The sequence below is a fragment of the Fulvivirga lutea genome (genome assembly GCF_017068455.1).
GTDB lineage: Bacteria > Bacteroidota > Bacteroidia > Cytophagales > Cyclobacteriaceae > Fulvivirga > Fulvivirga lutea.
The window spans coordinates 2,200,855-2,224,984 of sequence record NZ_CP070608.1 but is presented as its reverse complement, the minus strand read 5'-3'; the positions used below and the strand labels follow the sequence as shown (position 1 = coordinate 2,224,984).

The 24,130-nt window shown below is 38.5% G+C and carries 21 protein-coding genes; 8 read left to right on the top strand and 13 right to left on the bottom strand.

Features of this window, described 5'->3' with window-relative positions:
• Positions 1-65: 65 nt before the first annotated feature.
• Positions 66-416 carry a translation initiation factor gene (locus JR347_RS10070; RefSeq protein WP_205720479.1) on the bottom strand — a complete coding sequence of 117 codons (351 nt, stop codon included), beginning with the start codon at positions 414-416 and terminating at the stop codon, positions 66-68.
• 12 nt (positions 417-428) lie between these two features.
• The gene (locus tag JR347_RS10065) at positions 429-1,472 is read right to left on the bottom strand and encodes a PorP/SprF family type IX secretion system membrane protein (RefSeq protein ID WP_205720478.1); all 1,044 of its coding nucleotides are present in this window, start codon (positions 1,470-1,472) and stop codon (positions 429-431) included.
• Positions 1,473-1,829: 357 nt separating this feature from the next.
• Between JR347_RS10065 and JR347_RS10060 the strand changes: the two genes are divergently transcribed.
• The 3 genes from JR347_RS10060 (at position 1,830) to JR347_RS10050 (ending at position 7,230) form a co-directional block, all read left to right on the top strand.
• A complete protein-coding gene (locus JR347_RS10060) occupies positions 1,830-6,245 on the top strand; it encodes a T9SS type B sorting domain-containing protein (RefSeq protein WP_205720477.1) in 4,416 nt (1,471 codons plus the stop codon).
• A 77-nt stretch (positions 6,246-6,322) separates the two neighbouring features.
• Positions 6,323-6,679 (top strand): carboxypeptidase regulatory-like domain-containing protein, encoded by a 357-nt coding sequence (locus JR347_RS10055; RefSeq protein WP_235689630.1) that lies wholly within the window; start codon positions 6,323-6,325, stop codon positions 6,677-6,679.
• A 2-nt stretch (positions 6,680-6,681) separates the two neighbouring features.
• A complete protein-coding gene (locus tag JR347_RS10050; protein ID WP_205720476.1) occupies positions 6,682-7,230 on the top strand; it encodes an NUDIX hydrolase in 549 nt (182 codons plus the stop codon).
• Here the strand turns inward: JR347_RS10050 and JR347_RS10045 are convergent.
• Entirely contained in the window at positions 7,214-7,375 is a 162-nt protein-coding gene (locus JR347_RS10045; protein WP_205720475.1) for a hypothetical protein, read from the bottom strand. The genes JR347_RS10050 and JR347_RS10045 overlap by 17 nt on opposite strands.
• 136 nt (positions 7,376-7,511) lie before the next feature.
• Here JR347_RS10045 and JR347_RS10040 point away from each other — a divergent pair, with 136 nt between their 5' ends.
• Genes JR347_RS10040 through JR347_RS10030 form a run of 3 tightly spaced genes read left to right on the top strand, consistent with a single transcriptional unit; the run spans position 7,512 to position 11,301 of the window.
• A complete protein-coding gene (locus JR347_RS10040) occupies positions 7,512-8,465 on the top strand; it encodes an L-threonylcarbamoyladenylate synthase (protein WP_205720474.1) in 954 nt (317 codons plus the stop codon).
• Between the two features lie 11 nt (positions 8,466-8,476).
• The gene (locus JR347_RS10035; RefSeq protein ID WP_205720473.1) at positions 8,477-9,664 is read left to right on the top strand and encodes a phosphoglycerate kinase; all 1,188 of its coding nucleotides are present in this window, start codon (positions 8,477-8,479) and stop codon (positions 9,662-9,664) included.
• 38 nt (positions 9,665-9,702) lie between these two features.
• Positions 9,703-11,301: a hypothetical protein gene (locus JR347_RS10030; RefSeq protein ID WP_205720472.1), complete on the top strand. Its 1,599-nt coding sequence runs from the start codon at positions 9,703-9,705 to the stop codon at positions 11,299-11,301.
• Here the strand turns inward: JR347_RS10030 and JR347_RS10025 are convergent.
• A complete protein-coding gene (locus JR347_RS10025) occupies positions 11,288-11,710 on the bottom strand; it encodes a winged helix-turn-helix transcriptional regulator (RefSeq protein ID WP_205720471.1) in 423 nt (140 codons plus the stop codon). The genes JR347_RS10030 and JR347_RS10025 overlap by 14 nt on opposite strands.
• Before the next feature lie 93 nt (positions 11,711-11,803).
• On the opposite strand from JR347_RS10025, the gene JR347_RS10020 reads away from it, so the two are divergent.
• The gene (locus tag JR347_RS10020; RefSeq protein WP_205720470.1) at positions 11,804-12,499 is read left to right on the top strand and encodes a hypothetical protein; all 696 of its coding nucleotides are present in this window, start codon (positions 11,804-11,806) and stop codon (positions 12,497-12,499) included.
• Between the two features lie 17 nt (positions 12,500-12,516).
• Here the strand turns inward: JR347_RS10020 and JR347_RS10015 are convergent, their stop codons facing one another.
• From JR347_RS10015 to JR347_RS09990, 6 genes are read right to left on the bottom strand one after another with little or no spacing between them, the layout of a single operon-like run.
• On the bottom strand, positions 12,517-12,885 hold the full coding sequence (locus tag JR347_RS10015) for a DUF2784 domain-containing protein (protein ID WP_205720469.1): 369 nt from the start codon (positions 12,883-12,885) through the stop codon (positions 12,517-12,519).
• Positions 12,886-12,899: 14 nt separating this feature from the next.
• Positions 12,900-13,823 carry an aspartate carbamoyltransferase catalytic subunit gene (locus JR347_RS10010; RefSeq protein WP_205720468.1) on the bottom strand — a complete coding sequence of 308 codons (924 nt, stop codon included), beginning with the start codon at positions 13,821-13,823 and terminating at the stop codon, positions 12,900-12,902.
• On the bottom strand, positions 13,823-14,371 hold the full coding sequence (gene pyrR, locus JR347_RS10005) for a bifunctional pyr operon transcriptional regulator/uracil phosphoribosyltransferase PyrR (protein WP_205720467.1): 549 nt from the start codon (positions 14,369-14,371) through the stop codon (positions 13,823-13,825). The genes JR347_RS10010 and pyrR overlap by 1 nt, the downstream gene beginning before the upstream one ends.
• A 30-nt stretch (positions 14,372-14,401) precedes the next feature.
• Positions 14,402-15,943, bottom strand: a complete 1,542-nt coding sequence (locus JR347_RS10000; protein ID WP_205720466.1) for a hypothetical protein — start codon at positions 15,941-15,943, stop codon at positions 14,402-14,404.
• Positions 15,909-17,453 (bottom strand): hypothetical protein, encoded by a 1,545-nt coding sequence (locus JR347_RS09995; RefSeq protein ID WP_205720465.1) that lies wholly within the window; start codon positions 17,451-17,453, stop codon positions 15,909-15,911. Before JR347_RS09995 ends, JR347_RS10000 begins: the two co-directional genes overlap by 35 nt.
• The gene (locus JR347_RS09990; RefSeq protein WP_205720464.1) at positions 17,450-17,857 is read right to left on the bottom strand and encodes an EVE domain-containing protein; all 408 of its coding nucleotides are present in this window, start codon (positions 17,855-17,857) and stop codon (positions 17,450-17,452) included. The genes JR347_RS09995 and JR347_RS09990 overlap by 4 nt, the downstream gene beginning before the upstream one ends.
• Before the next feature lie 157 nt (positions 17,858-18,014).
• Here JR347_RS09990 and JR347_RS09985 point away from each other — a divergent pair, with 157 nt between their 5' ends.
• Positions 18,015-19,031, top strand: coding sequence for a glycosyltransferase family 9 protein (locus JR347_RS09985; protein WP_205720463.1), 1,017 nt, complete (start codon positions 18,015-18,017; stop codon positions 19,029-19,031).
• Here the strand turns inward: JR347_RS09985 and JR347_RS09980 are convergent.
• The 3 genes from JR347_RS09980 to JR347_RS09970 are packed head-to-tail and all read right to left on the bottom strand — an operon-like array spanning position 19,028 to position 24,130.
• Positions 19,028-20,917 (bottom strand): amidophosphoribosyltransferase, encoded by a 1,890-nt coding sequence (locus JR347_RS09980; protein WP_205720462.1) that lies wholly within the window; start codon positions 20,915-20,917, stop codon positions 19,028-19,030. The two genes, JR347_RS09985 and JR347_RS09980, sit on opposite strands and share 4 nt — an antisense overlap.
• A gap of 9 nt (positions 20,918-20,926) precedes the next feature.
• Complete coding sequence (locus JR347_RS09975; RefSeq protein WP_205720461.1) at positions 20,927-22,411, bottom strand: NADH-quinone oxidoreductase subunit N; 1,485 nt, start codon at positions 22,409-22,411, stop codon at positions 20,927-20,929.
• Positions 22,412-24,130 (bottom strand): complex I subunit 4 family protein, encoded by a 1,719-nt coding sequence (locus JR347_RS09970; protein WP_205720460.1) that lies wholly within the window; start codon positions 24,128-24,130, stop codon positions 22,412-22,414.

The window sequence follows — 24,130 nt, the reverse complement described above, 5'->3', positions numbered from 1 at the left end:
ATATATTAGATGCACCTGACTTTTGGCTGACTGAAATGAGATATTAAACGACTGAACCTGACAACTCAACCGCCTGATTTTTTCGCTCTGTACCCTTCTTTTTGTAGAATCTCCACTACTTTTTGTCTGTGGTCTCCTTGAATAAGTATTTCACCATTCTTGGCGGAACCCCCAACGCCACACTTCGATTTTAATAATTTACCAAGATCTTTCAGGTCATCTTCAGAGCCAACAAACCCTTCAATTAACGTTACCTGTTTACCTCCTCGCGCTTTTTTATCTAAAAGTACTTTAAGGTTTTGTTCGTTGGGAGATAGTGTTTCTTGTTGTTCATCACCTTCGTAGTTATAATCGTAGTTATCGCTGGTTGAATAAACTACTCCATCTCTTCGTTTCCAATCGTTTTTTCTTCCCATACTTCTGCTTTATTAAAAATCCGGACAAGGAATTTGCATTACATGCTTAGGTGGCTTACGCGGATCCCGGTTAGACCATGAATAAGATATGGATACTTCATGTGCTCCTCCACTGCCTGCTCCTAACTGCGAAATTGTATAATCGTAACTGTAGCCGATGTTCAGTGCATCGTCTTTACCCTGTTTCGTAAAGCCTACCAGAAAAACTATCGATTCGTTATTATTAAATCCTTCTAACGACTTAGTAGGCAAGCCTCTATACCATGTTCCAAAAATCAATGGCTCTATGGTGAGGTAAAGGCCTAGGTCTAATTGATCAAACTCGCCCTGAGATTTGTATTGAAATGTTGGAGTCAAACTTCTTTCCTGCGGCCTGGCAAACATCCCTGTACCCATCACCCCGGGCTTAAATAAGATTTTATAGCCCCCATGAAATGACGTTTTTATTGGTAACTCTTTAGGATCAGCACTATCTTCAAAAGCCTGATTCGGGGTATTTATGTGATTGACGGTTGTACCAAACCATGCGTTTTTTGTATAAAGAACTCCACCAAAAGATAAATCGAAGAAATTCTTAGAAAGGTTACCAAAGGTTTCTGCTGATGGGTTTTCAATCTCTCCAGTATCAGGGTTAAACTGATCACCAAAAGTGAGATCAGCGAAGTTTACGTTTCTATTGTAAAACCCTACTTGCACTCCAGGCCTGAAGGTTAGCCACTCCGTTAAATAAAGTTGATATGCATATTGAATTCCTACCATTGTAGATTTTAATCCTGCCTGCCCCTCTGTATCTCGCATAATTAAAAACCCTACGCCACTGTTCATATCCTCCAAATAGGTATCATAGTAGGCCGAAAATGTTACGAAATTTGCCTCGATTGAAGGCCATTGATTACGGTAATTTATTCCAACACGTGATTGCTGGGTAGCACCTGCAAATGCAGGGTTTAAGTAAAGGGGTGCAGAGTAAAATTGCGAAAATTGGGGGTCTTGTCCAGTTACCTTTAACGATAAGGACAGCATACATACTAAGAAAACAGCTACGCTTTTAACCATAGGTATTGGTCTGTTTTTTTGCTCTAAATAGCAAAATAAGTCTTAATTATTAAAAACATGAGTAACATTTAAAATAATCCCTTACTAACTCACCCTAATTGGGTTAGTTAATGAAGGAAAACTCATCATTAAGATGAAAATTAGTAAGAATTTATCCTGGCAAAGCTGCGCTTTTGTCAGCCAAAGGCCATGGAACAATGGAATTGTCTCACTGGATAAACTAAGTTACTCGAACGCTATAACGGCATTTTACCGTTTATTGTATAATTTAGTAATTGGAGTTGTTAAAAAATTAATGTACAACTAAACAATCGGAACCAACTAAATCAGTTAAATATAGAAAAATCATTTGTGGGCATGCTCAATCAAAAATTACGCAGAGGTATTCTGCTCTTAGTGTTTGTAGTTGGTAGTTTAGGACAAGTTTTAGCGCAGGGTTACTCCGGCCTCAACTGGTTTTTTGGCAGTAATAATAGAAATTTCCGATTTGTTAGACCCAACTTAACCACTGAGAATGTAAATCTGCCAAACCCTTTAGGTACAGGTGGTAGTGCAGTGGCGACAGATCCTGTTTCAGGTGCCCTTCTCTTTTATACAGATGGAATCACCGTTTTTGATCCTTTTGCTAATGCCCTTTCTCCAAATTTAATTGGAAACAACACACTTAATCAAGGAGTTGTAATATGTGCTAACCCGGCAGATTCCTTGCAGTACTATATATTTACGAATGATGGATCACAGATTAGAAGGTCTGTTTTTGATCGAAGTCAGAATAGTGGCCTCACCCCTGGATTTCCGGCTCCCGGCCAGGGAAACCTAGTAACTCCGATAAATGACATAGCTAATTTACCTTCCGGTTCTTTGTCTGAGGGAATGATAGTTATTCCAAATGATGTACTAGATGGCTTTTGGCTATTAACATATGATGAAACTGCTGATACTTACAATATAACGGCCATCGACAATACCGGAGCAATTTCAACAAACACACAAGCTGTAGTAGGTGCACCTACATCGGTAGCTAACTTTTCCTTTAATAGTGCTACAAACCAGATAGCCGTGGCTCCAGCAAACCCTGCTGAAGAAGTAGCCATTTTAACTATTGATCGAACTAATGGAAATCTTGCGTTAGCTTCTACCATTGCCAACACAAATGTTAGTGGTGAATTATATAATATTTACGATACAGAGTGGAATAATAATGGAGACATCCTTTATCTATCGGGTAATTTTGGAGACCCTACAGATTCTTTAATGCAAATTAATTTCACTGATACTCCGCCAAGATTAAGGCCTGTATCCGGGCAAAACCTTTCAAGAAGCTTTGGCTTGCAAATGGGGCCAGACAGTACAATATACCACTTATATCAAGCAGCAAGCGGTCAGTTTAGGGTAGGAAGAATAAATGACCCAGACACAACCGTAGCTCAGACATTATATGACCCAACGCCTATTGGAAATGCAAATTACGCTGCACGACAGTTTCCTGCATTTCTACCTCAATATGACCCCATGACCATTCTTGATTTTGATTTTGCAGGAATCTGTGCGAATGTTCCAACACTGTTCTTTCCAGTTATTGATCCCCCTGCCGATAGTGTAGCTTGGGATTTTGGTGATGGGAATTTTTCCAGGCTATTAACCCCGGTAAATACATATGCCGCAGGTGGCCCGTTTGATGTTACGCTTGTTGCTTTTAGCAATGGAGTGGCAAGCAGCGTAACGAAGACTATTAACATGACCGATTTTGATATTCAAATAGCAGGGTTCCCTCAGATAGATACTTTATGTGCCGAAGACTTTCCTGCAACTTATACAGCACAGGCTTCCGGATCAAATGCTGCCTCTGTAACTTTTAGATGGTCAAACCAGGATACAGATGGTGCGACAACAACAATTTCAGAACCAGGAAACTACTATGTAGTTGGTACTGACCCCAATGGATGTGAGGCATACGCACCATTGCAGGTAGTGGAATACCGAGCAATTGAACAAAGAGCGTTTATCTGGTATTTTGGGAATAACGCTGGAATAGATTTTAATCCTATATCTGAAAATCCACCAGGGCCTATTGTTCCTATTCCGTTTGGAGACCCTAATGTTTACAATGGTGGTAACCAAATGCAAACGCCCGAAGGCTGTGCTATCTATTGCGATGACAATGGTAACCCGATTTTCTATACAGATGGTGAGTCCATGTACGACAGAGAAGGTAATGAATTCGCAACGGATATTGGTGGCTCTGAAGGTTCAACACAATCTTCACTCATCGTACCTGCACCGGGAGACGCAACTCTTTACTACGTATTTCTAACTCGACAAATTTATAGTGAGTCCGGTGAGTTTGAATATGAATTGGTTTATACTGTTTTTGATCTTAAAGAAAGATCAGGGTTGGGCGATTTAGTTAGAAACACAAATGGCGACATTGCCATGACAAAATTGTACAACGGGAATACTGAGCGTATTACTGGAAATCAAAACTGGGTGATTGTGCATGAATTTGGCAACAACAACTTCAGAGCCTACCCTATCACAGGAGTTGGAATTGGAAATGCTGTAGTCTCGAATGTCGGTAGTGTGCATCCTTCAACCAGTGCTACTGCTGGGCAAGGTTACATGAAGCTCTCTACATCAAGCAGATTGGCCGTTGCTCTTTCCATTTCCAATAATGAAAATTATGTAGAACTCTTCCAGTTTGTTGATTCTACAGGTGCGGTTACACGTCCCGTTACATTAGATTTAGCGCCTGAAACAGGTCAGTTATATGGAATAGAGTTTTCACCAGATGAGAACAAACTTTTTGCTACTTTAAGAAATGCAGGGGGCACTGGTACTAAGATTTTTAGATGGGAAATAGATACAACGACAGTTGTGAATGAGGTTACAGACCCTTCCCATATAATAAACTCGAGAGAAGAGCTTGTAGATGAAACAGGTGTAGACTTAGGTGCGATGCAACAAGGACCAGATGGCTTAATCTATATAGCCAATGATGGCGCTGGAAGCTTAGCAACATTGACTACTCCGGATGAAGCAGTGAACCAAGACCCGCCACAAAATGCAGGTTATAACTTATCCGGATTTACCCTTGCAGGTGGAACAACTTCTACCTTAGGTTTACCAAACTTTTTAAATCAATTTAATACTTCTCCTGGGAACCTATTATTAAGTGTGTTTAATGGTTGTTCAGGTGAGCCATTGGATTTTGCAGTAGCTAATCCAAGTTCTTTGGAGCAATACAGGTGGCGTATTAATGATAGTAACGGAAATGAAGTACTAAGAAGCTCAGTCACTGATCAAGGACAATTTAGCTTCAGTATAACTACTCCAGGTACATATACAGCCATTGTGGATGTTATTCCAGAGTGCTCAACTTTTGATGTTCCGGTAAACTCCGTCCAGTTAAACTTCGTAATAAACCCACTGCCTAATTTCAGTATTACAAATGTGGTTGACCCAACGAGCTGTGGTGGTAATGATGGTAGGTTCGATTTGGATTTAACAGATGCTGGCACCTTTGTTTATGCGGTAAATGGCCCTGTGGGTGTGAGCCCAGATACAGTTACTGCTCCAATAGTTGTTCCTGTTACAGGTCTTACAGCCGGAGGTTACACAGTAACCATCACTAATGCTCTTACTGGCTGTATAGAAACAGCGGTTACAACTTTAAATGATCCTGCCCCTTATACACTCACAGCTTCTGCTATTGGGGCAGACTGTGCAGGTCTGGGTGGTGGAATTGATGTTAGCGTCACTAATCCTGCTGTGTTAGATACAAGGTATTTAGTTCGAAATCAGAATACTTCCTCCGTAGTTTTATCGGGTTCTGAGCCAACAAGAAACTTTATTATAGCAGACGTTCCAGTAGGAACTTATTTATTGGAAATAACTGATGGCGATAATTGTACACTTTCTGAATCAGATTTAGTAATTGCTACACCACCACTGGCTAACCTAGTTATCCCGGAAGAAGTAATCGTTTGTGATGATCAGCCAGCAGATATTGTTTTCTCTTCAACCAATGCTATTTCCATTCAGGTCAGTGGCCCTGGGGCACCAACATTTATTGGTGATGACCCTACTGATCCAGATACAATAAGAGTAAATAGTGCGGGAGCTTACACAGTCACTGCTCAAGGGGATAATGCCACTATATGTGATAACATTGCTTTGGTTCAGGTCATATTCAACTCCCCCAGCCCTAACCCATTTGATTCTCGCTACGTTATCTGCCCGGATGACCCTGTAGTGGAAAACCAGACTGTTGCATTCCCTAACCCTCCTTCTGGGTTCGAGTCTGTACGATGGTTTGAACCAGATGGTGACGAGATAACAGCAAATACAGCGGATTATCAATTTAGCGATGATGGAACCGAACTTATCGTATTGGGTACAGGTATTCTCACAGCAGAACTTACGAATTTCTTTGGTTGTGTTACTGTGGCCGAGATTGCAATAATAGAAGACTGTAAGGCAAGAATCAACGCACCCAATGCCTTTAGTCCTAATGGCGATGGGATAAACGATAACTTCCTGGTTTTCCCGGTTCTTGTATCTGAAGAAGATTTTGAGATATTCATTTTCAACCGTTGGGGTGAAATGATATTTCAATCAGATCAGCTTGACTTTGAATGGAACGGTGGTTATAATAACGAAGAATCCAGACCGTTGCCAGGTGGCACTTATGCTTACAGAGTAAATTTCAAAAGTGCTGCTAAGCCTGAAGAAGGAGTGAAAGAGCAACGGGGTGGAGTAACATTAATTAGATGATTGGAAGTTCAAAGTTCTATCTTAAAAGTTAGTTTAAATCATTGAACTTTGAATTTAAAACTTTAAACAAATAAAATATGAAAAAAATATATCAACTATTCAGCATTGCTTTTATAGGTCTTTGCTTTGCGTTTAATGAAGTCCAAGTATTTGATACATCCATTAAAATTAATGTAAGAAACGAACTTGGTAATATTGAAGAAGGAGTTTCTGTTCAACTATTCGGATCTGAAGAAGATTACCGTAAAGAACAAAACCCAGTGACGGAAGTAGCTATAACGGACAAAAAAGGAAATGTAAAATTTAAAGACCTTGAAGCCAAGGTTTATTTTGTAAACGCCAAAAAAGGTGATAAAAATAACGTAGGTGCAGGCGTACAAACAGATATGCTTGAAGCTGGAAAACTCAATAAAGTGACTATTATCATAGAATAAGCATGCACCGAAAGGACCTGCTAGATAAAATCAATAATTACAGCCCTGAAGACAATGACGAACAGCTCTTCAGGGCTAATTTTTTGGAGTTCATTTCTAATAACAAGAATTGCTTTGAACGATCCCTGCTGAAAGGTCATATTACAGGTTCTGCATGGATAGTTAATCAAACCTATGATAAAGCTCTTCTCACCCATCATAGAAAATTAGATAAATGGTTGCAGCTAGGCGGCCATGCCGATGGTGAAACTGATATTATTAAAGTAGCCAAGAAAGAGGCTAAGGAAGAGTCAGGACTCAGTAATCTAAGACTTTTATCAGAAGATATTTTCGATATTGATATACATACCATCCCAGAGCGAAAGGGCATACCGGAACATTTGCATTATGATGTTCGCTTTCTTTTTCAAGCAGTCGATCATGTTCCGTTACTTATCAACCATGAGTCGAAAGCGTTAAAATGGGTTCCTTTGAAAGAGCTCAATCAATTAATTGAAGGTAATCGATCGATAATGAGAATGGTAGAGAAGACGGCTATTTACCAGCAATAAATAATAAACCAAAAGCGATTACAACCATCCAAAAAGCATGTGGTGCTAATACCGGTATAATAACAATGGACAGATTCATTAGCACACATAGTACTACAATAATGATGGCCACCAACTTTAAGACTGATCTCGTTTTATTGCTCATAGTTAATCTTTTAATACATTGGTAAATATATCAAATTCAGTTTAAGAGTGATAATTACAAGCGAAAGTCTATTTGAACTCTTGTAAATTGATCTTTTAACATCAAATTAAATAAGTTTGCAGTTCTAATTTGATCTATGGCGGAAATAGGTACAGACTTATTAAAAGCAAAGCAACTGTTAAGCGAGGGTAAGCTTGTAGCCATACCCACAGAAACAGTTTATGGTCTGGCCGGTAATGCTTTTAATCCCGATGCCGTGGCATCAATTTTTTCCGTAAAAAAGAGGCCGAGTTTCGATCCGCTTATCGTACATGTAGCTGGTTATGGTCAAGCGCTTTCTTTAACCAAAAATGTACCTGAAGTAGCTGAGAGCTTAGCCGCAAAGTTTTGGCCCGGTCCCCTTACGCTTTTATTAAAGCGTAAACCTATTATACCTGATTTGGTTACATCTGGCTTAGAAACTGTTGGCATCAGATTGCCTAACCAGTCTCTTACAAGAAAACTTATATCATCATTGGATTTTCCATTGGTTGCACCAAGTGCCAATCCATTTGGGTATATCAGCCCTACATCTCCACAGCACGTGAACGATCAGCTAGGAGATAAAATCGATTATATTTTAGATGGTGGAGAATGTCATGTAGGAATAGAATCAACCATCGTGGGCTTTGAAAATGGTAAAGTATCGGTACATAGACTTGGTGGAATAAGTGTAGAAGAAATAGAAAAAGTAGCAGGCAACGTTACGATTGAATTAAATTCAAGCAGCAACCCAAAAGCACCCGGAATGCTGGCTAATCATTACAGTCCAACAACTGCTATAGTTATTGGAAATATCGATCAATTACTAAAAGAACATTCGGGTAAGGCTGTTGGCATTTTATCATACACAAAGGAGTATGAAAATCCATTTTCAAAAACATTAGCTCCCGATGGAGAAATAAAAACTGCTGCTAAAAACTTATTTGCTCATTTGAGGTGGTTAGATCGGCAGCCATTGGATATAATTATCACAGAAACGGTTCCTAATAATGGATTAGGAATGGCCATAAATGATAGGTTAAAGAGAGCCGCAGCTAAAAAGAATTAAAACAATTTGATATGAATACAATTGACAATATTAACTTTTCGAACAAAAAAGCACTTATAAGAGTAGACTTCAATGTTCCATTGAATGACAAATTTGAAATTACTGACGACACAAGAATAAGAGCGGCCGTTCCAACCATTAAAAAGATTCTCAATGATGGTGGCTCTGTTATTTTAATGTCTCATTTGGGTAGACCAAAAAGTGGCCCTGAAGAGAAGTTTTCATTAAAGCATTTAGTCGATGACTTGAGCTCAAGGTTCAATACCCAGGTAAAATTTGCCAACGATTGTATAGGGGCTGAAGCAAAACAATTGGCCGGCAGCTTACAGGCTGGTGAGATTTTACTTTTAGAAAATCTCAGATTCTATACTGAGGAGACAAAAGGTGATGAAGGGTTCGCGAAAAAACTATCGGAACTAGGAGATGTGTATGTGAATGATGCATTTGGTACAGCTCACAGAGCTCACGCTTCAACCAGTATTGTAGCAAAGTTCTTCACTGAAAAGGTATGTGGTTATGTGATGGCAGCTGAAATTGAGAATGCTCAGAAAGTACTTGATAAAGCTGAGAAGCCATACACTGCCATTATGGGTGGAGCTAAAATTTCCGATAAAATTTTAATCATAGAAAGACTATTAGATAAGGTCGACAATCTAATAATAGGTGGTGGAATGTCTTATACTTTCTTTAAAGCTATGGGAGGCCAAATAGGATCATCATTGGTAGAAGAGGAGAAGCTTGAACTTGCAAAGGAATTAATAACAAAGGCCAAAGAAAAAGGTGTAAACTTAGAATTACCTTTCGATTCTGTAATTGCCGATAAGTTTGCGCCAGATGCAAATACCCAAACTGTAGCGAACACAAGGATTCCTGACGGCTGGATGGGGCTGGATATCGGGCCGCAGGCTAGCGAAGTATTTGCTAATATTATCAAAAAATCTAAGACTGTGTTGTGGAATGGCCCAATGGGTGTATTTGAAATGGAGAAGTTTTCTAATGGCACGAACAATATTGCTAAGGCAGTGGTTGAAGCAACTGAAAACGGTGGGTTCTCACTGATTGGTGGTGGAGATTCAGCTTCAGCCGTTAATAATTTAGGCTATGGCGATAAAGTGAGTTACGTATCTACCGGTGGTGGCGCACTTTTGGAGTACATGGAAGGCAAAGTACTACCTGGCGTGGCTGCGCTTGATGCTTAACATTCAATAAATAGCATTTTCATGTGTATATTCATGCCATGAAAATGCTATTTACTCTTCTAATTTGTATCATATCTATTAGTGCATTCGCACAAGAAAATAACTATTCTCAACTAGCTAACCTTTTCGCGGAATGGAGGGAGTTTGAAAAACCTCCACTTTTAGAGGGTGCACCTGATTACACCAAAGAAACTTTTGAAAAGCGCTGGCCTGAGTTTGAAAAGCTGAGGACTAGATTAAATGCCATAGACACAACCGGATGGTCAGTAAACAATAAGGTTGATTGGCAAATTGTATGGGCTGAAATGAATGGCTATGATTTCAATCATAATATATTAAAGCCATGGGTACGTGATCCAGCCTTTTACAAATCGGTATGGACATACAGAAGCGATGTGCCCGCACATGAGGGGCCAACCCATCACATGACTACAGAGTTATGGCAATACACCTTTCCACTTACCAAGGATCAATCAACCAGATTAATTGAAGATTTAAATGTAATTCCTCCTTTAAATGAACAGGCCCAAACCAATTTAACTGGTAATGCAAAAGACCTGTGGGTGACCGGAATTAGAGACATTAAAGCTCAAAGTTTTGAATTAAAAAATCTATTGGCATACGAAGGAGTAAGTAAAAACAAGAAGTTGGTTACGGCCATTAATGAAGCTATCAAATCTACAGACGATTTTGCAAGTTGGTTAGAATCACAATCTGAATATAAAACCGGTCCATCAGGAATAGGGAAAGAAGATTACACCTGGTATCAGCAAAATGTGCATTTGGTACCTTTAACCTGGGATGATGAAGTAATGCTGCTTAAAAGAGAGCTAGCCAGAGCATGGTCGGCATTGAAATTAGAAGAACACCGGAACAGAAATTTACCGGAAATTAAGCCGGTAGATTCACCTGAAGCTTATGACGCTCTCGCTGAAAAGTCGGCTGCCAGCTTACTTAAATTTTTGGATGAGCAAGACATTGTAACGGTGAAGGACTATTTCAAACCTGCTTTAAATGCTCATTTAGGAGCTTTTGTCCCTGAAGAAACGAGGCATTTTTTCTGGATTACGGCTCATCATGATCCGCGGCCTTTATATTCTCACTTTTATCATTGGTTTGAATTGGCCAGAATGGATACGGAACCACACTCTAGCCCAATAAGAAAGATGCCACTATTGTACAATATTTTCGATTCAAGAAATGAAGGAATGGCGACAGCCGTAGAGGAGATGTTTATGGATGCAGGATTGTATGATGATAATCCAAGAGTTAGAGAAATCGTGTACATACTAATCGCGCAACGGGCAGCAAGAGGCTTGGGCTCCTTATATGCACATGCTAATATCATGACTATGGAAGAAGCTGGTGGTATTCACTCTGAGTATACTCCTCGTGGTTGGATGAAAACTGAAAAAGAACTATTGATTTTTGAACAGCATTTGTACCTCAGACAACCTGGGTATGGGACAAGTTACATCACTGGTAAATATCTCATGGAAAATGCAATGATGGAGTTTGCACAAATAAAAGAGTTGAAAAAGGAGCCTTTTGAATTAAAGGAGTTTTTCGATAAAATGAACTCGTATGGCAATATTCCTGCTAGCTTAGCCACTAAGCAATTGATCAATTCGAATTGATTTGAAGGTGTTCTTCTCTCAACCTATTGGATTCCTGATCAATTAAATCTTGCCTGTCTCGTTTGGCCCATTCCACATAATGAGGACGGGCTACGGTGTCCGGATCATATTGAGCACTCCATAGGATAAGCTCTACCATCAGTGGCAGCAACTGAACCCCTTTTTCCGTTAGGCTGTATTTAATTCTTGACTTTTTGACTTCATCTTCTCCTTTTGAAATAATACCTCCCTCCTCTAGCAGCCGCAGTTTATCGCGAAGCACACTGGTAGATACTTTTTCAGGACCGCTAAGAAATTCATTGTAATGCCTCTTTCCTTTGAACATTAAGTCACGTAAAATTAAAAGTGACCATTTATCTCCAAAATGTTCTAATCCAAAATTTATAGGGCATGCCGATCTGAAGTCCATGATCAAAAATATATTTTAACAATTTAACTTGCAATTTAGAAGTTAATTAATTTAACTTTGATTTCACAAGTTAACATCTAAAACTCACCTAATATGACACTAGCAGCAGGTTATTTAGCACTATCAATACTGGTAACCATTTTACTGTTTGTAATTGGAGAACATACGATCAGAAAAACTTTTGAGGCTAATTATATCAAAAAGCTACTGATACTCATTTCCGGTTTATTAGGTTGGAATATCTACATCTGGTTAATGGCCAATTCAGGTTTAATTGCCGACTTTAGTTTCCCTCCAAAATTCTTCCTTACGCTTATACTGCCTGCTTTTATATTCACTGGGGCATTCATTTACACGAATAGGAATAAACAGTGGATTCAAAACATACCTACACAATGGCTAGTCTACGTTCAAACCTATCGCATTGCAATTGAGGTATTGTTTGTTTATTCTGTTACGGCTTCAATACTACCACCTCAGGTTACAATCGAAGGCTATAATTTTGATATGATATTTGCTTCTTCTGCTCCGGTCATTGCATTATTGGTCTTCCAATTTAACCAATTACCATTGAAAGCCATCTTGTACTGGAATTATGCAGGTTTGTTAATTATTTTGTCAATAATTATCTTGTTTCTCACTTCAATTTATGCACCTCACCTTTATCCAGAGAGCCCTTATATTTCATTGAAATTTACCTCTTATCCCTTTGTTTTGGTAGCAGGTTATTTGATGCCAGCAGCGGTTTTTATTCATGTTTTGTCAATAGTTCAGTTAACAAAACGCTAGAAGTATTAAGGCTGAAATTAGACTTTCTTGCCTTTGAAAAAGTTTACTTTCAGGGTTATTACTATCGCTAGTAAAAAAGATCCTAATGTCACGCCATCTACGAATATTCTGCTCCATCCTAACCCAAATATGTTATTCGAAAGATATTGAATGAACGAGGCAGGTAAATTTCTTTCGCCTAACTCACGTTTTATATCCCATTCCCAATCAGTTAAAATGCAATAGCCAAAGCCTTTCCAAAAGCCTAAGACTAACCATGAAAACAGCGTTAGGCCAACCACAACCAAATGCAGCTTTCTTGTTTTAGGGTGCACCCAGCCAAATAAATTGAAAAGTATTACAACACAGTGTGTTATGAACAATAGTACATCTAAACTCTTAAGCATATTGTTGGCAAATATTACTGCACTCCTGCAAGCAAATACAATACCGCCATTCTTACCGCTACACCATTTTCTACCTGTTCCAGAATAATGGCATGGTCAGAATCGGCAACATCGCTATTTAATTCAACACCCCTGTTAATTGGACCAGGGTGCATAATTGTGATTTGCTTGTCGAGGCTATCCAGCAACTTTTTATTGATACCATAATACAGAGAATATTCTCTCAAAGAAGGAAAGTACTTAATATGCTGACGCTCTAACTGGATTCTTAAAACATTGGCTACATCGCACCACTGTAAGGCTTTTCGCACATCCAGCTCCACTTTAATATCCAATGAACTAATATATTTTGGTAGTAGTGTATTTGGACCACACACCATAACTTCTGCTCCCAACTTTTTAAGGGCAAAAATATTTGACAATGCTACTCTAGAATGCAGAATATCTCCAATAATTGCCACTTTCAGTCCTTCCAGGCTTCCATGTCGCTGGTAAATCGAAAAGGTGTCTAGTAAAGCCTGAGTTGGATGTTCATGCGTTCCATCACCCGCATTCACAATGTTTGCATCGATATGTTTGGCTAAAAAGTGCGGTGCACCGGGGCTACTGTGCCTCATCACCACCATATCTACTTTCATGGCCAATATATTATTAACTGTATCCAATAAGGTCTCCCCCTTTTTAACCGATGAGTTAGATGATGAAAAATTTACCACATCGGCTGAGAGCCTCTTCTCGGCTAATTCAAATGAAAGTTTGGTTCTTGTAGAGTTCTCGAAGAAAACATTCGCGATAGTTATATCTCTTAATGAAGGAACCTTTTTAATAGGCCGATTAATAACCTCTTTAAAGCTGGCAGCTGTTTCAAAAATGAGTTCAATATCCTCTCGGTTTATGTTCTTAATTCCCAGAAGGTGTTTTTGACTCAGTCTTGACATTATTTTTCTTCCTTATTTATTAACCAAATTTTATTACTCTTATGGCCCTGTGCTTCTAATTCTACCAACACTTTCTGGCTATCCATAGTATTTACCTCAATACCTACATAATCCGCTTCTATTGGTAACTCGCGCGTATATTTTCTATTTACCATAGTAAGTAGTTCCACCTTTTTTGGGCGGCCAAAGGCGATCATTGCATCCAATGCTGCACGTACTGATCTGCCTGTGTATAAAACATCATCTATCAAAATGACGTTTTTCTCTTCGATAATAAAAGGCACATTCGTTGAATTGGCTGCTACAGGGGTTTCCCTCCTTCGAAAATCGTCTCTGTAAAAAGTAGTATCCAGCTGGCCATAGTGAATTTTCTTACCAATTGCTGCCTCTAATTTTTCATGAATTATATCTGCTAAGAATACTCCACGAGGCTGCATGCCCAGTATTACAGAGTCTTCAAAATCGTCATGAATTTCAATGAGTTGCTGGCAAAGCCGATCAAGTGTGATGCTTAAGAGGTTGGAATCTAGTATGAGTTTCTTTTGCATTGCCAATCTGAATGCAAATATATAATTATCTCATTTGTAAATCACCTTATTAATAAAAAACACCTTTCTTTTTAAATCAACTTCTCCTGAGGTAAGGTTTTTAATTTCCTGTGTTCCATAGGTAATGAATACATTATCGTACCAACTGTTCAGCCCTTGAATAATTGTACTGTTATCCACAAGGTTATCTGAATCATATTTTAATCTTATTGGTGTTAATTCTTTATCCTCAATTACCTCACTCTCTTTAATGATTTTTGAGCGTATCTTATCATTGAAAACATAAAGTAAGGCTATCTTGTCTTTTTCGACACTGGCATGTACAAATTGCTCTAATTCAAATGACTTAACATCATTAATTTCAAAACTATTATCCCAAAGCAGGTCTCCTTGTTTATTAAAGCCAAGTAATACAGCATGCGTATATTGGAAACCATCAAATACTCTATTTGAGCTATAAAGGCCCCTATTTATAGAATAAACCGGGGTGAATATTCCGGTATAGTTACCCTGTATGTTTTTGTATTTAGGATAAAAAGCTTCACCCAGCAATATATAATTTTCTCCGTTTTCAATAATATCATGCACCAACAGCCTATATGTGAATTTTATTTTTTTCTCCTTGATTTTTCTTCGTTCGATCCTGTTTCTAACTCTTCTCTCTCTTCCAGAGCGCATGTAATTAAAGAAATTACCTAACTCAGCATAGTTATAGTAATTCATATCTTGGGTTCCATCTTCATTCACATTGGCTAAAAACACTCCTCGAGAATATTCAGAATTTCGCCTACCATACACTCCGGCTACAATCTGCGAACCCGGGTTCAACGATTCAGAGCGCCCAAAGAGAAGGCCTTTTTTCTTGTCAGTATCTAAACTGGTTTGCCTTAACAGTTCGCCATTAGTACTGTATGTGTAAATAAAAATAGTGGCTTTTTTATCGATGGTTTTACCTGTAAGTAGAATATCAAATGTACTTCTGTTATTCACTTTTATTTGAGCAAAATCTGCATTTTCTATAAAAAGGCCGGGTAGTATTACCGGAATTTGATTGGCAAAATTATAGAGTATTACTAGCGGACGATAGTTAAAGTACCCGCCAATAATTGCAGCATTATCAGTTACTTTAAAATCAAATAACGAGAATGGGATGTAATTGCGAATAACATAGCTTTTAGCTGAGCCATCGCGCACGTCAAATGATATTAATTCAAGGTTACGATCTTTCGGATCATTCTTGGAAAACAAAAAGTAAAGTTTGCCATTGTCGAAATACTTACTGAGTAGTACCTGGTTCTTTGGAACGCTGTACGTTCTGTCCCAATCGCCAAAAAAGGCCGTATCTAATTTTATTACCTGCCACTCTACTTCCGATTCGCCCGGCTCACGGTTACTGCTAACCAGAAATAAACCATTTTCTCCAGCTGGAATCACGTCAATATTGTCATACTCACCAACAATTTCGAATCTATCTGGCTGAATAATTTGCGCTGAAAGCTCCATTGCCAACAATGGCATTAACAATACAACAAACAGGCTATTTAAATACCACTTTATTAATGTATAATACATTTCTCCTATCTAAGGTCTCTACTTCGCTATCTATTTTGTGATAACCCCACACAATAAAATTATTGTTATACCAATACTCACTTCGGCCTGCACCTTTATACGTATGTATTATTTTTTCACCGTCATTTAACAGCTTTAGAGGTTCCTTGCCTTCTTCTATAGTCTCAGATTGCTGAACAGTTTTAAAATTGATACTTTCTTCAGCTCGATACAACATACTCAATTGATCATCATGCTCCGCAACCTGAACTATCTGATCTAACGCATAAGTTTCTACATCGTTGATCTTAAGGCTATTATCCCAAACAACATTTCCTGATTTATTCAAACCAACTACAATTGATTCCAGGTATTCAAAGCTGGTAGCATCATCTACATTATAAATTTTACTCGGTTGTTTTGAATACCGCTGAGCCGCCCTATTCCTCCTTTCGAGTTCTTCCTGCGAAGAAAATCCATTATCAAAACCTGGTCTGGTGGGCGTAACATAATCCGGATCAAAAATTTCAGCCGCTAACAGATACCCATCTTTACTTTTTCGGACTTCATGTAAAAGCAAACGAGATGAATAATGTACATCCTTACCTTTTTCCGATCTGCGTTTCATTTTGGCTTTAATTCGGGCGGCTCTTTTCGGTTTCATATAATCGAAAAAGTGCTCCAGCGAAAAGAAATTGTGGAATTTGACAATGTTATCCTGTCCGGCAGGCTTAACCACAGAAATATAAAGACCAGAAGAGTAATATGATTTATTTATTCCGTAAGTACCGGCTACAATAATATTCCCATCAATAAATCCGCTGGATTTTGCACTTAGAATATGGTAACGTTCATCAATTTTTACTTCCCGCTCAAAGAGCATCTCACCATCATAACTATATGTGCGTAAGCGAATTAAAGAGCCTATATAGTCCTTTTCAAGTGTAATTACGTTGAACGTTGAGTTTCCATTATCCCTTAAATCAACCACATTGCTTCTATCTTTAAAGAAGCCTTGCACCACTTCAAAACTTTGCTCACCAAACTTATAGGAAACCAATGTTGGGCTGAGATTAACATAACCCGCCAGTATCAGCCCATCTTCTAAAACAGCCATATGGCTAAGCTCCAGCGCTATTTCATTCTTGATATCGTATCTCGTTACTTCACCATCCAACACAGAAATTGCCATGAGATGATAGTCGTTCTTTTCGTACTGACCATCACGGAAAAGCAAATACAATTTTGAACGAGTAATATCAAAGCCTTTGAACTCTAGTTTGGTATCGATGGCCAGTTCTGTGTTCCAACGTTCGTTCAGTGCGGTATCTAAAGAAACCAGTTGAAGTATATTACCTTTCCGGTATTCATCGGTATCTCTATAAATAATTACACCTAGTTCACCTACAGGGAGTACTGTAAAGAAGTCATCATTATTCTTCTTTTCAAGCTCATATCTGTGAGTTTGATATACCTGTGCCGATACATCCGTTATCAGTAAAAAAGTCAATATGAATAATACATTCCTCACTCGTTGCCTTTGCCTACTATAATGTCAAATTCTTCTTTTCTTACAGGTTGTACTGATAAACGTGAATTCTTTACTAATACCATCTCAGACAAACGCGAATCTGCCTTTACATCTGCAAGTGTTACTTCCCTCTTAAATTTCTCTACTGGTTCTATTTCTACTACTACCCAGCGGTCGTCATCAGTGGTAGGGTCTTGATAAAACTCTTTCACTATTTTGGCCATACCAACTACGCACTTATCATTTACACTATGATAAAATAAGGCCAAATCCCCCACTTTCATTTCCTTCATATTATTACTTGCCTGATAGTTTCTTACTCCATCCCAATGTGTTCTTTTATCTTTTACCAAGTTATCCCAAGAATACGTGTTGGGCTCCGATTTCATTAACCAATAGTTCATTTTTGTTCTGTTTCTAATTTGACAATTCGATTTTTTTAAATTTACATAAAATCAATTATCATGTCGGTCGTCACTAAATTTGATTTTATTTACAACTTATCATTCCCCCAATAAAGGGGATTCATCATTTTAATGCATCTGCGAGAGCATTGTTTATATGGAATTGAATAAAATTTTAATCATTCGTTTTTCCTCCATTGGAGATATTGTTTTAACCACCCCTGTCATTAGGAATTTAAAAACCCAACTGCCAGACGCAGAGATTCATTATCTGACTAAGAAAAGCTACGAAGGGATAATAAAACACAACCCTTACATAGATAAATATCATCTATTACATGACAGTTTAAACGAAACGATTAAAAGTTTAAAGAATGAGAAGTATGATTTGATCATAGACCTGCATAAAAATCTCAGGACTCTAATTATTAAAAAGAGGCTGGGCGTAAAAAGCTATTCGTTCGATAAGTTGAATCGAGCCAAATGGTTGATGGTGAATCTCAAAATAAATCAGCTGCCCAATAAGCATATTGTTGAGCGTTACATGGAAACTTTAGCGCCTATCAACATTTCAATGGACACACTTGGGCTCGATTATTTTATTCCAGAAAAAGATGAAGTTCCTACAGACTGGTTGCCAGAAACCCACAGAAAAGAGTATGTAGCCTATGCCATAGGTGCGCAGCACGGAACTAAGCGCTTGCCACTAAAACGAATGATTGAGTTATGTGATAAAATTAACAAGCCAATCATTTTATTGGGTGGCAAAGAAGATACTGCTGTCGGTGAAAGTATTGTTAAATTCTTTACTAAGTCCAAAGTGTCGGAGCCTTTTGAGGAGGGCTTAACAGAACTAAATAAAAAATCGATTATCTACAATGCCTGCGGCAAATACAACCTGAACCAATCGGCTTCAATCATTAAACAGGCAAAATACGTGTTTACGCACGACACAGGCTTAATGCATATTGCAGCAGCCTTTAAAAAGGAAATATTTAGCATATGGGGGAACACTATTCCTTCTTTCGGAATGTACCCTTACCGAACTAAGTTTACTATTCTTGAAAACAATAAAATTGATTGCAGGCCTTGTTCAAAGATTGGATATGAAAAATGCCCCAAAGGGCATTTTAAATGTATGAATAATATTGTCTTCGATTTTTATCTGCCCTAGTAAGCCCGCACCAATTTCCCGGACATGTAATTCACAAATGCCTGGTTCGCCACACGCATACCGCCCGGTGTTGGGAAGTTACCTGTAAAGTACCAATCGCCTTTATGGTTCGGACAAGCCACATGTAGATTCTCTACAGTCTGGTAGATTACTTCCACCTCTGCTGTAGAATTTGCGGGTTTCACAATTTCAGCAATCTTAGCTGATATTTCTTCATATGTAAACTCATCAAATAACTCATTTACATAATTCACTTCTTCCTTATTCACCAAAGCAGAAGCACATTTGTCGCGCACCTCGTCTAACTTGTAGTCCTTTCCGCGTTCTTTCAAAAGCTGAACTACCGCTCTAAAGGCAACGAATTCACTTATTTTAGACATATCAATACCGTAGCAATCAGGGAAGCGAATTTGTGGTGCTGATGATACTATGACGATTTTTTTCGGTTCCAGCCTGTTAAGCATGGTAAGGATACTTTTCTCCAGCGTAGTACCCCGCACAATTGAATCATCCAATATCACCAATGTATCAACACCTTTTCTAATTACTTCATAGGTGGTGTCGTACACGTGCGCAACCATCTCGTCACGGTGCGTATCATCGGTAATGAACGTACGAAGTTTGGCATCCTTAATAACAATTTTCTCTACCCTCGGTCTGAATGATAGAAAATCTTCCAGTTCACCCACATGCGGTTTGCCTTCGATAAAAACTTCTTTCTGCTTTTGCGATAGGTAATCTTCTAGCCCATGCATCATACCTAAAAAGGCAGTTTCGGCAGTGTTAGGAATGTAGGAGAAAACTGTATTCTTTAAATCAAAATTTATGGACTTTAACACTTGCGGAACTAGCAACTTACCAAGTGCCTTTCGCTCGTTGTAAATATCGGGATCAGTTCCTCTTGAAAAATAAATTCTTTCGAAACTGCAAGATGTCTTTGGCTTAGGTTCAATGAATTGATGCTGGCCATACTCTCCGTTTTTCTTGATAACTAACGCATGCCCAGGTTCAATCTCTTGAATGTCTTGATAGTCTATATCGAAGGCCGTTTTAATCGCTGGCTTTTCAGAAGCAACAACAATTACCTCATCATCTGCATAATAGTAAGCAGGTCTGATACCTGAAGGGTCACGGGCTACAAATGAATCTCCATGACCGACCATTCCACCCATCACATAACCACCATCAAAATCTTTACAAGCTCTTCTTAACACCTTCACAAGATCCAACTCACTCTCAATCAAACCCGTAATCTCTTTGTTGGAATACTTGTCCTTATACTTTCTAAAAATTTCGTTATTCTCTTCGTCAAGGAAATGGCCTATTTTTTCCATTACCGTAACGGTGTCCACCTTTTCCTTAGGGTGCTGACCAAGCTTCACTAATATGTCAAAAAGCTCGTCAACGTTGGTCATGTTAAAATTACCGGCAACTACCAGGTTTCTACTTCTCCAGTTGTTCTGCCTTAAAAACGGATGGCAATTCTCAATGCTATTTTTCCCGTGGGTTCCATATCTCAAATGCCCTAACCAGACTTCACCGGTAAAAGCACAATTCTCTTTTAACCAGTTCTCGTCATTGTAGCCTTCATCACCACCTTCTTTTCTTGCCTTACGATACTTACGACCAATTTTCTCGAAAATGTATTTGATTGGATCGTGTTCAACGGATCGGTAACGACTGATATATCTTAAACCAGGCTTCTGATTTAATTTGATGTTAGCAACCCCAACGCCATCCTGGCCCCGGTTACGTTGCTTCTCCATCAAAATATACATTTTGTTTACAGCATAGGTGGGTGATCCATATTTTTCAATGTAGTAGGCTAAGGGTTTTCTCAGCCTGATCATGGCTATACCACACTCGTGTTTAATTTGGTCGCTCATTGCCTCCGATTAAAATGCAAAGTTAATATTATTAATCCACCCCATCAACCAGTCCGGACGGAAGAAGAATAATAATATTGCTACAACCAAAAGCGTTGCTAAATAATTCTCCGAACCAAATAATATTTGGTGTTTTTTTTCAGAACTCTTCCCTTCTTTGAAAATCATAAAATAAGGCACCTTTAAGTAATAGAATAGTGATACTACTGTATTGAGTAAACCAAAAATTAATAATGTAAGGAGCCAATTATTTCCTGTTGTTGAATACGAATCCCATAGTGCTCCAAAAATTAGAAATTTACCTGTGAAGCCTGAAGTAGGTGGTAAACCAGTTAGGGATAAAAGTGCAGTGAGAAGTAGAATGCATACAAGAGGGTGTCTTTTAATCAATCCTGCATATTCACTTACTTCAGTAATCTGATAATTCTTTTCAAAAAATTGAATCAGCGCGAACACAGCAATATTAGCTAAGGCAAAAACGATGACATAAAAGCTTAGACTACTTAATCCTAGTTCAGAAAATGCTGCAATTGCTGCTAATAAAAAACCTGTTTGCGCAATGGAGGAATATGCCATCATTCGTTTGAAGTTGGCTTGCCATAGTGCCGAGAAATTACCCAGTGTAATGGTTGCCATGGCGATAATACTTATCATTACGGGCCAATTGATTGGTGATTGCCCAAATAGATTAAGTGCTAATACGATTTTAATAAAAATGGCAACACCCGCCACTTTTGGCACTACTGAAAATAAAGCAACAATAGGTGTTGGCGCAGCGGTATACACATCAGGCGACCAGATATGAAATGGAACAGCTGCTATTTTAAAGAGCAACCCAGCTATTACTAAAATTGATGTAATGATTAGCGGTAAAGCTTCTGCAGCCAGTAATGAATCTACAAATTGCTGTGAGGTAAAATCGAGCGTGCCTGTTATTGCAAACAACAAGGATAAACCATACAACATGACTGCTGCGGATGTTGCCCCAAATAATAGGTACTTTAATGCCGCTTCTGTACCTTTTTTATCAAATGAAAAATAGGCTAGAATATATGAGCTAATTGAGATGATCTCAACACAGAAGTACACCATCAGTAAATTTGATGACATTACCAGAAAATTGGAGGCAAGCAAGAGCGTAAGAATGAGAATGGTGGCCTCTGCCCTTCTAAAAATTGACTTACCAGATATAAAAAGAAGCAGGCAGAAGAAGGTGCTCAATGCCAGTACAATTTTCCAGAACAATGCTGCCTGACTTAAAATCAGCATATTTTGAAATAGAAACTTGGATGAGCTAAAACCAACAAATGCTTCTATTGACAGATAAATGGATGTCAGCAATCCAATAATTACTACAGAATCTGTTATTCGTTTATTTGAGAATAATAGATCAGCAACTAAGGCGAGAATAATAGTACCAATCAGGGCATATTCACTACCTAACAATCCCAAGTCATTAATTAATGATTCTAATTTCTGACTTAACTCTTCCACTTACTTAAGTATTGATTTGAGATTTAAAATGCCCTGAGACGACAATAGGTCTACCCCTTGATTCACAGATTCATTGATAATATCGAATAGAAAATGAGGGAAAATACCTAATACTAATGCCAATAAGACTAGCGGCCAAAGCATTAAATTCTCTCGCTTCGTTAAATCTGTGAAAACCGAATTGCTATCCCCTAATCTATAATAAAACGGACCGTAAAACATCCGCTGGATTGTCCATAAATAATAGGCGGCAGAAAGCACCAACCCAACCGAAGCAACAATCATCATCCAACCGGGGAGGATGGGGGAAATAAAGCTTCCGATTAGCACAAAAATTTCAGCTATAAAACCTGATAAGCCAGGGAGACCCATTGATGCAAAAAAGAATATGACCACCATTACAGTATATTTCGGCATTTTTTGCGCCAGGCCAGAGTAGTTTTCTATCAATCTATCATGCGTACGATCGGATAAAACACCAGCAATAAGGAATAGGCCTGCTGAAATAACACCATGGCTTACCATCTGATAAATGGCGCCACCAAACCCTTCGGATGACAATGCAGTGATACCTAGCAGCACGAATCCCATATGAGAAACGGATGAATAAGCTATTAATTTCTTTAAATCATTACTTGCTAATGCATTCATGGCTCCATAAATGATTGATATGACACCTAGCGCACCTAGCCACCAGCTAAAGTGAATCAATCCATCCGGAAAAATAAAGATGCCCGCTCGTATGAGCCCATAAGCACCAACTTTAAGTAAGACACCCGCCAGTATCACAGAAATTGGCGTTGGGGCTTCTACATGTGCATCAGGCAACCATGTATGAAAAGGTACTACCGGTATCTTAATTGCAAAGCCTATAAAAATCAATAAAAAGGCCACCAACCTCAGCGGAAGGCCAAATAACATTCTGGTTCCTTCTGTGTCTAATATCGATCCCGGAATAAGATTGGCAGGATCAGTCATATAAATTAGGTTAAAAGTATGCACCTGCTTGGTGGAAGAAATCTTTCCAAAATTGAGCATCTTATGAACTTGCGTCTCTACCTTATCAGAATATTGATCGGCTGTTTCAATTAAGTCAACTTCAATAGCAGTTTTAACCGGATCAATGGTTGAAATATTAAGTGCAATGAGTACAATTAATATTAGTATAGAGCCAAATAAGGTGTATAAGAAAAACTTGATTGATGCATACTCTCGCCTAGGCCCACCCCATAAACCAATGAGGAAATACATTGGTAGAAGCATAAACTCAAAAAAGAGATAGAATAAGAGAAAATCTAGGGCTACAAAACATCCTATAATAGCACCATTTAATAGTAGAAACAGTGCGAAATACCCTTTATAACGATCAGTAATATTCCACGAACTGATAGTGGCAATCACCATCACTAATACCGACAACAAAACCATAGACAAGCCCAAGCCATCTATTCCCACAAAATAATCGGCACTAATTTTACCGTAGTTGGCCAGTGAAAATTCAAACCATTTTACTTTCTCCACATAAGAGAATGAAGCCAGGCCGTATTCTCCTGCCGATTGACTGAAGTTCAGATATAGTCCTATTGCAATGCACAATTGCACCGCAGCAACTATGAGAGTTATGTATTTAGTTACCTTTTGACTGATGGGACTAAATGCAACGATAGCACTTGCTAGAATTGGTAGGAATATTAATATGGATAGAAGTGCTCCGTTCAT

Bases quoted from the DNA above. Each gene is read 5' to 3' on its own strand.
- JR347_RS09970 (WP_205720460.1), bottom strand. From the start codon at position 24,130: ATGAACGGAGCACTTCTATCCATATTAATATTCCTACCAATTCTAGCA.
- JR347_RS10045 (WP_205720475.1), bottom strand. From the start codon at position 7,375: ATGAGCAATAAAACGAGATCAGTCTTAAAGTTGGTGGCCATCATTATT.
- JR347_RS10040 (WP_205720474.1), top strand. From the start codon at position 7,512: ATGGCGGAAATAGGTACAGACTTATTAAAAGCAAAGCAACTGTTAAGC.
- JR347_RS09990 (WP_205720464.1), bottom strand. From the start codon at position 17,857: ATGAACTATTGGTTAATGAAATCGGAGCCCAACACGTATTCTTGGGAT.
- JR347_RS10000 (WP_205720466.1), bottom strand. From the start codon at position 15,943: ATGTATTATACATTAATAAAGTGGTATTTAAATAGCCTGTTTGTTGTA.
- pyrR (WP_205720467.1), bottom strand. From the start codon at position 14,371: ATGCAAAAGAAACTCATACTAGATTCCAACCTCTTAAGCATCACACTT.
- JR347_RS10065 (WP_205720478.1), bottom strand. From the start codon at position 1,472: ATGGTTAAAAGCGTAGCTGTTTTCTTAGTATGTATGCTGTCCTTATCG.
- JR347_RS10020 (WP_205720470.1), top strand. From the start codon at position 11,804: ATGACACTAGCAGCAGGTTATTTAGCACTATCAATACTGGTAACCATT.
- JR347_RS10055 (WP_235689630.1), top strand. From the start codon at position 6,323: ATGAAAAAAATATATCAACTATTCAGCATTGCTTTTATAGGTCTTTGC.
- JR347_RS10010 (WP_205720468.1), bottom strand. From the start codon at position 13,823: ATGTCAAGACTGAGTCAAAAACACCTTCTGGGAATTAAGAACATAAAC.
- JR347_RS09985 (WP_205720463.1), top strand. From the start codon at position 18,015: ATGGAATTGAATAAAATTTTAATCATTCGTTTTTCCTCCATTGGAGAT.
- JR347_RS10060 (WP_205720477.1), top strand. From the start codon at position 1,830: ATGCTCAATCAAAAATTACGCAGAGGTATTCTGCTCTTAGTGTTTGTA.
- JR347_RS09980 (WP_205720462.1), bottom strand. From the start codon at position 20,917: ATGAGCGACCAAATTAAACACGAGTGTGGTATAGCCATGATCAGGCTG.
- JR347_RS10025 (WP_205720471.1), bottom strand. From the start codon at position 11,710: ATGGACTTCAGATCGGCATGCCCTATAAATTTTGGATTAGAACATTTT.
- JR347_RS10030 (WP_205720472.1), top strand. From the start codon at position 9,703: ATGAAAATGCTATTTACTCTTCTAATTTGTATCATATCTATTAGTGCA.
- JR347_RS10035 (WP_205720473.1), top strand. From the start codon at position 8,477: ATGAATACAATTGACAATATTAACTTTTCGAACAAAAAAGCACTTATA.
- JR347_RS10070 (WP_205720479.1), bottom strand. From the start codon at position 416: ATGGGAAGAAAAAACGATTGGAAACGAAGAGATGGAGTAGTTTATTCA.
- JR347_RS10050 (WP_205720476.1), top strand. From the start codon at position 6,682: ATGCACCGAAAGGACCTGCTAGATAAAATCAATAATTACAGCCCTGAA.
- JR347_RS10015 (WP_205720469.1), bottom strand. From the start codon at position 12,885: ATGCTTAAGAGTTTAGATGTACTATTGTTCATAACACACTGTGTTGTA.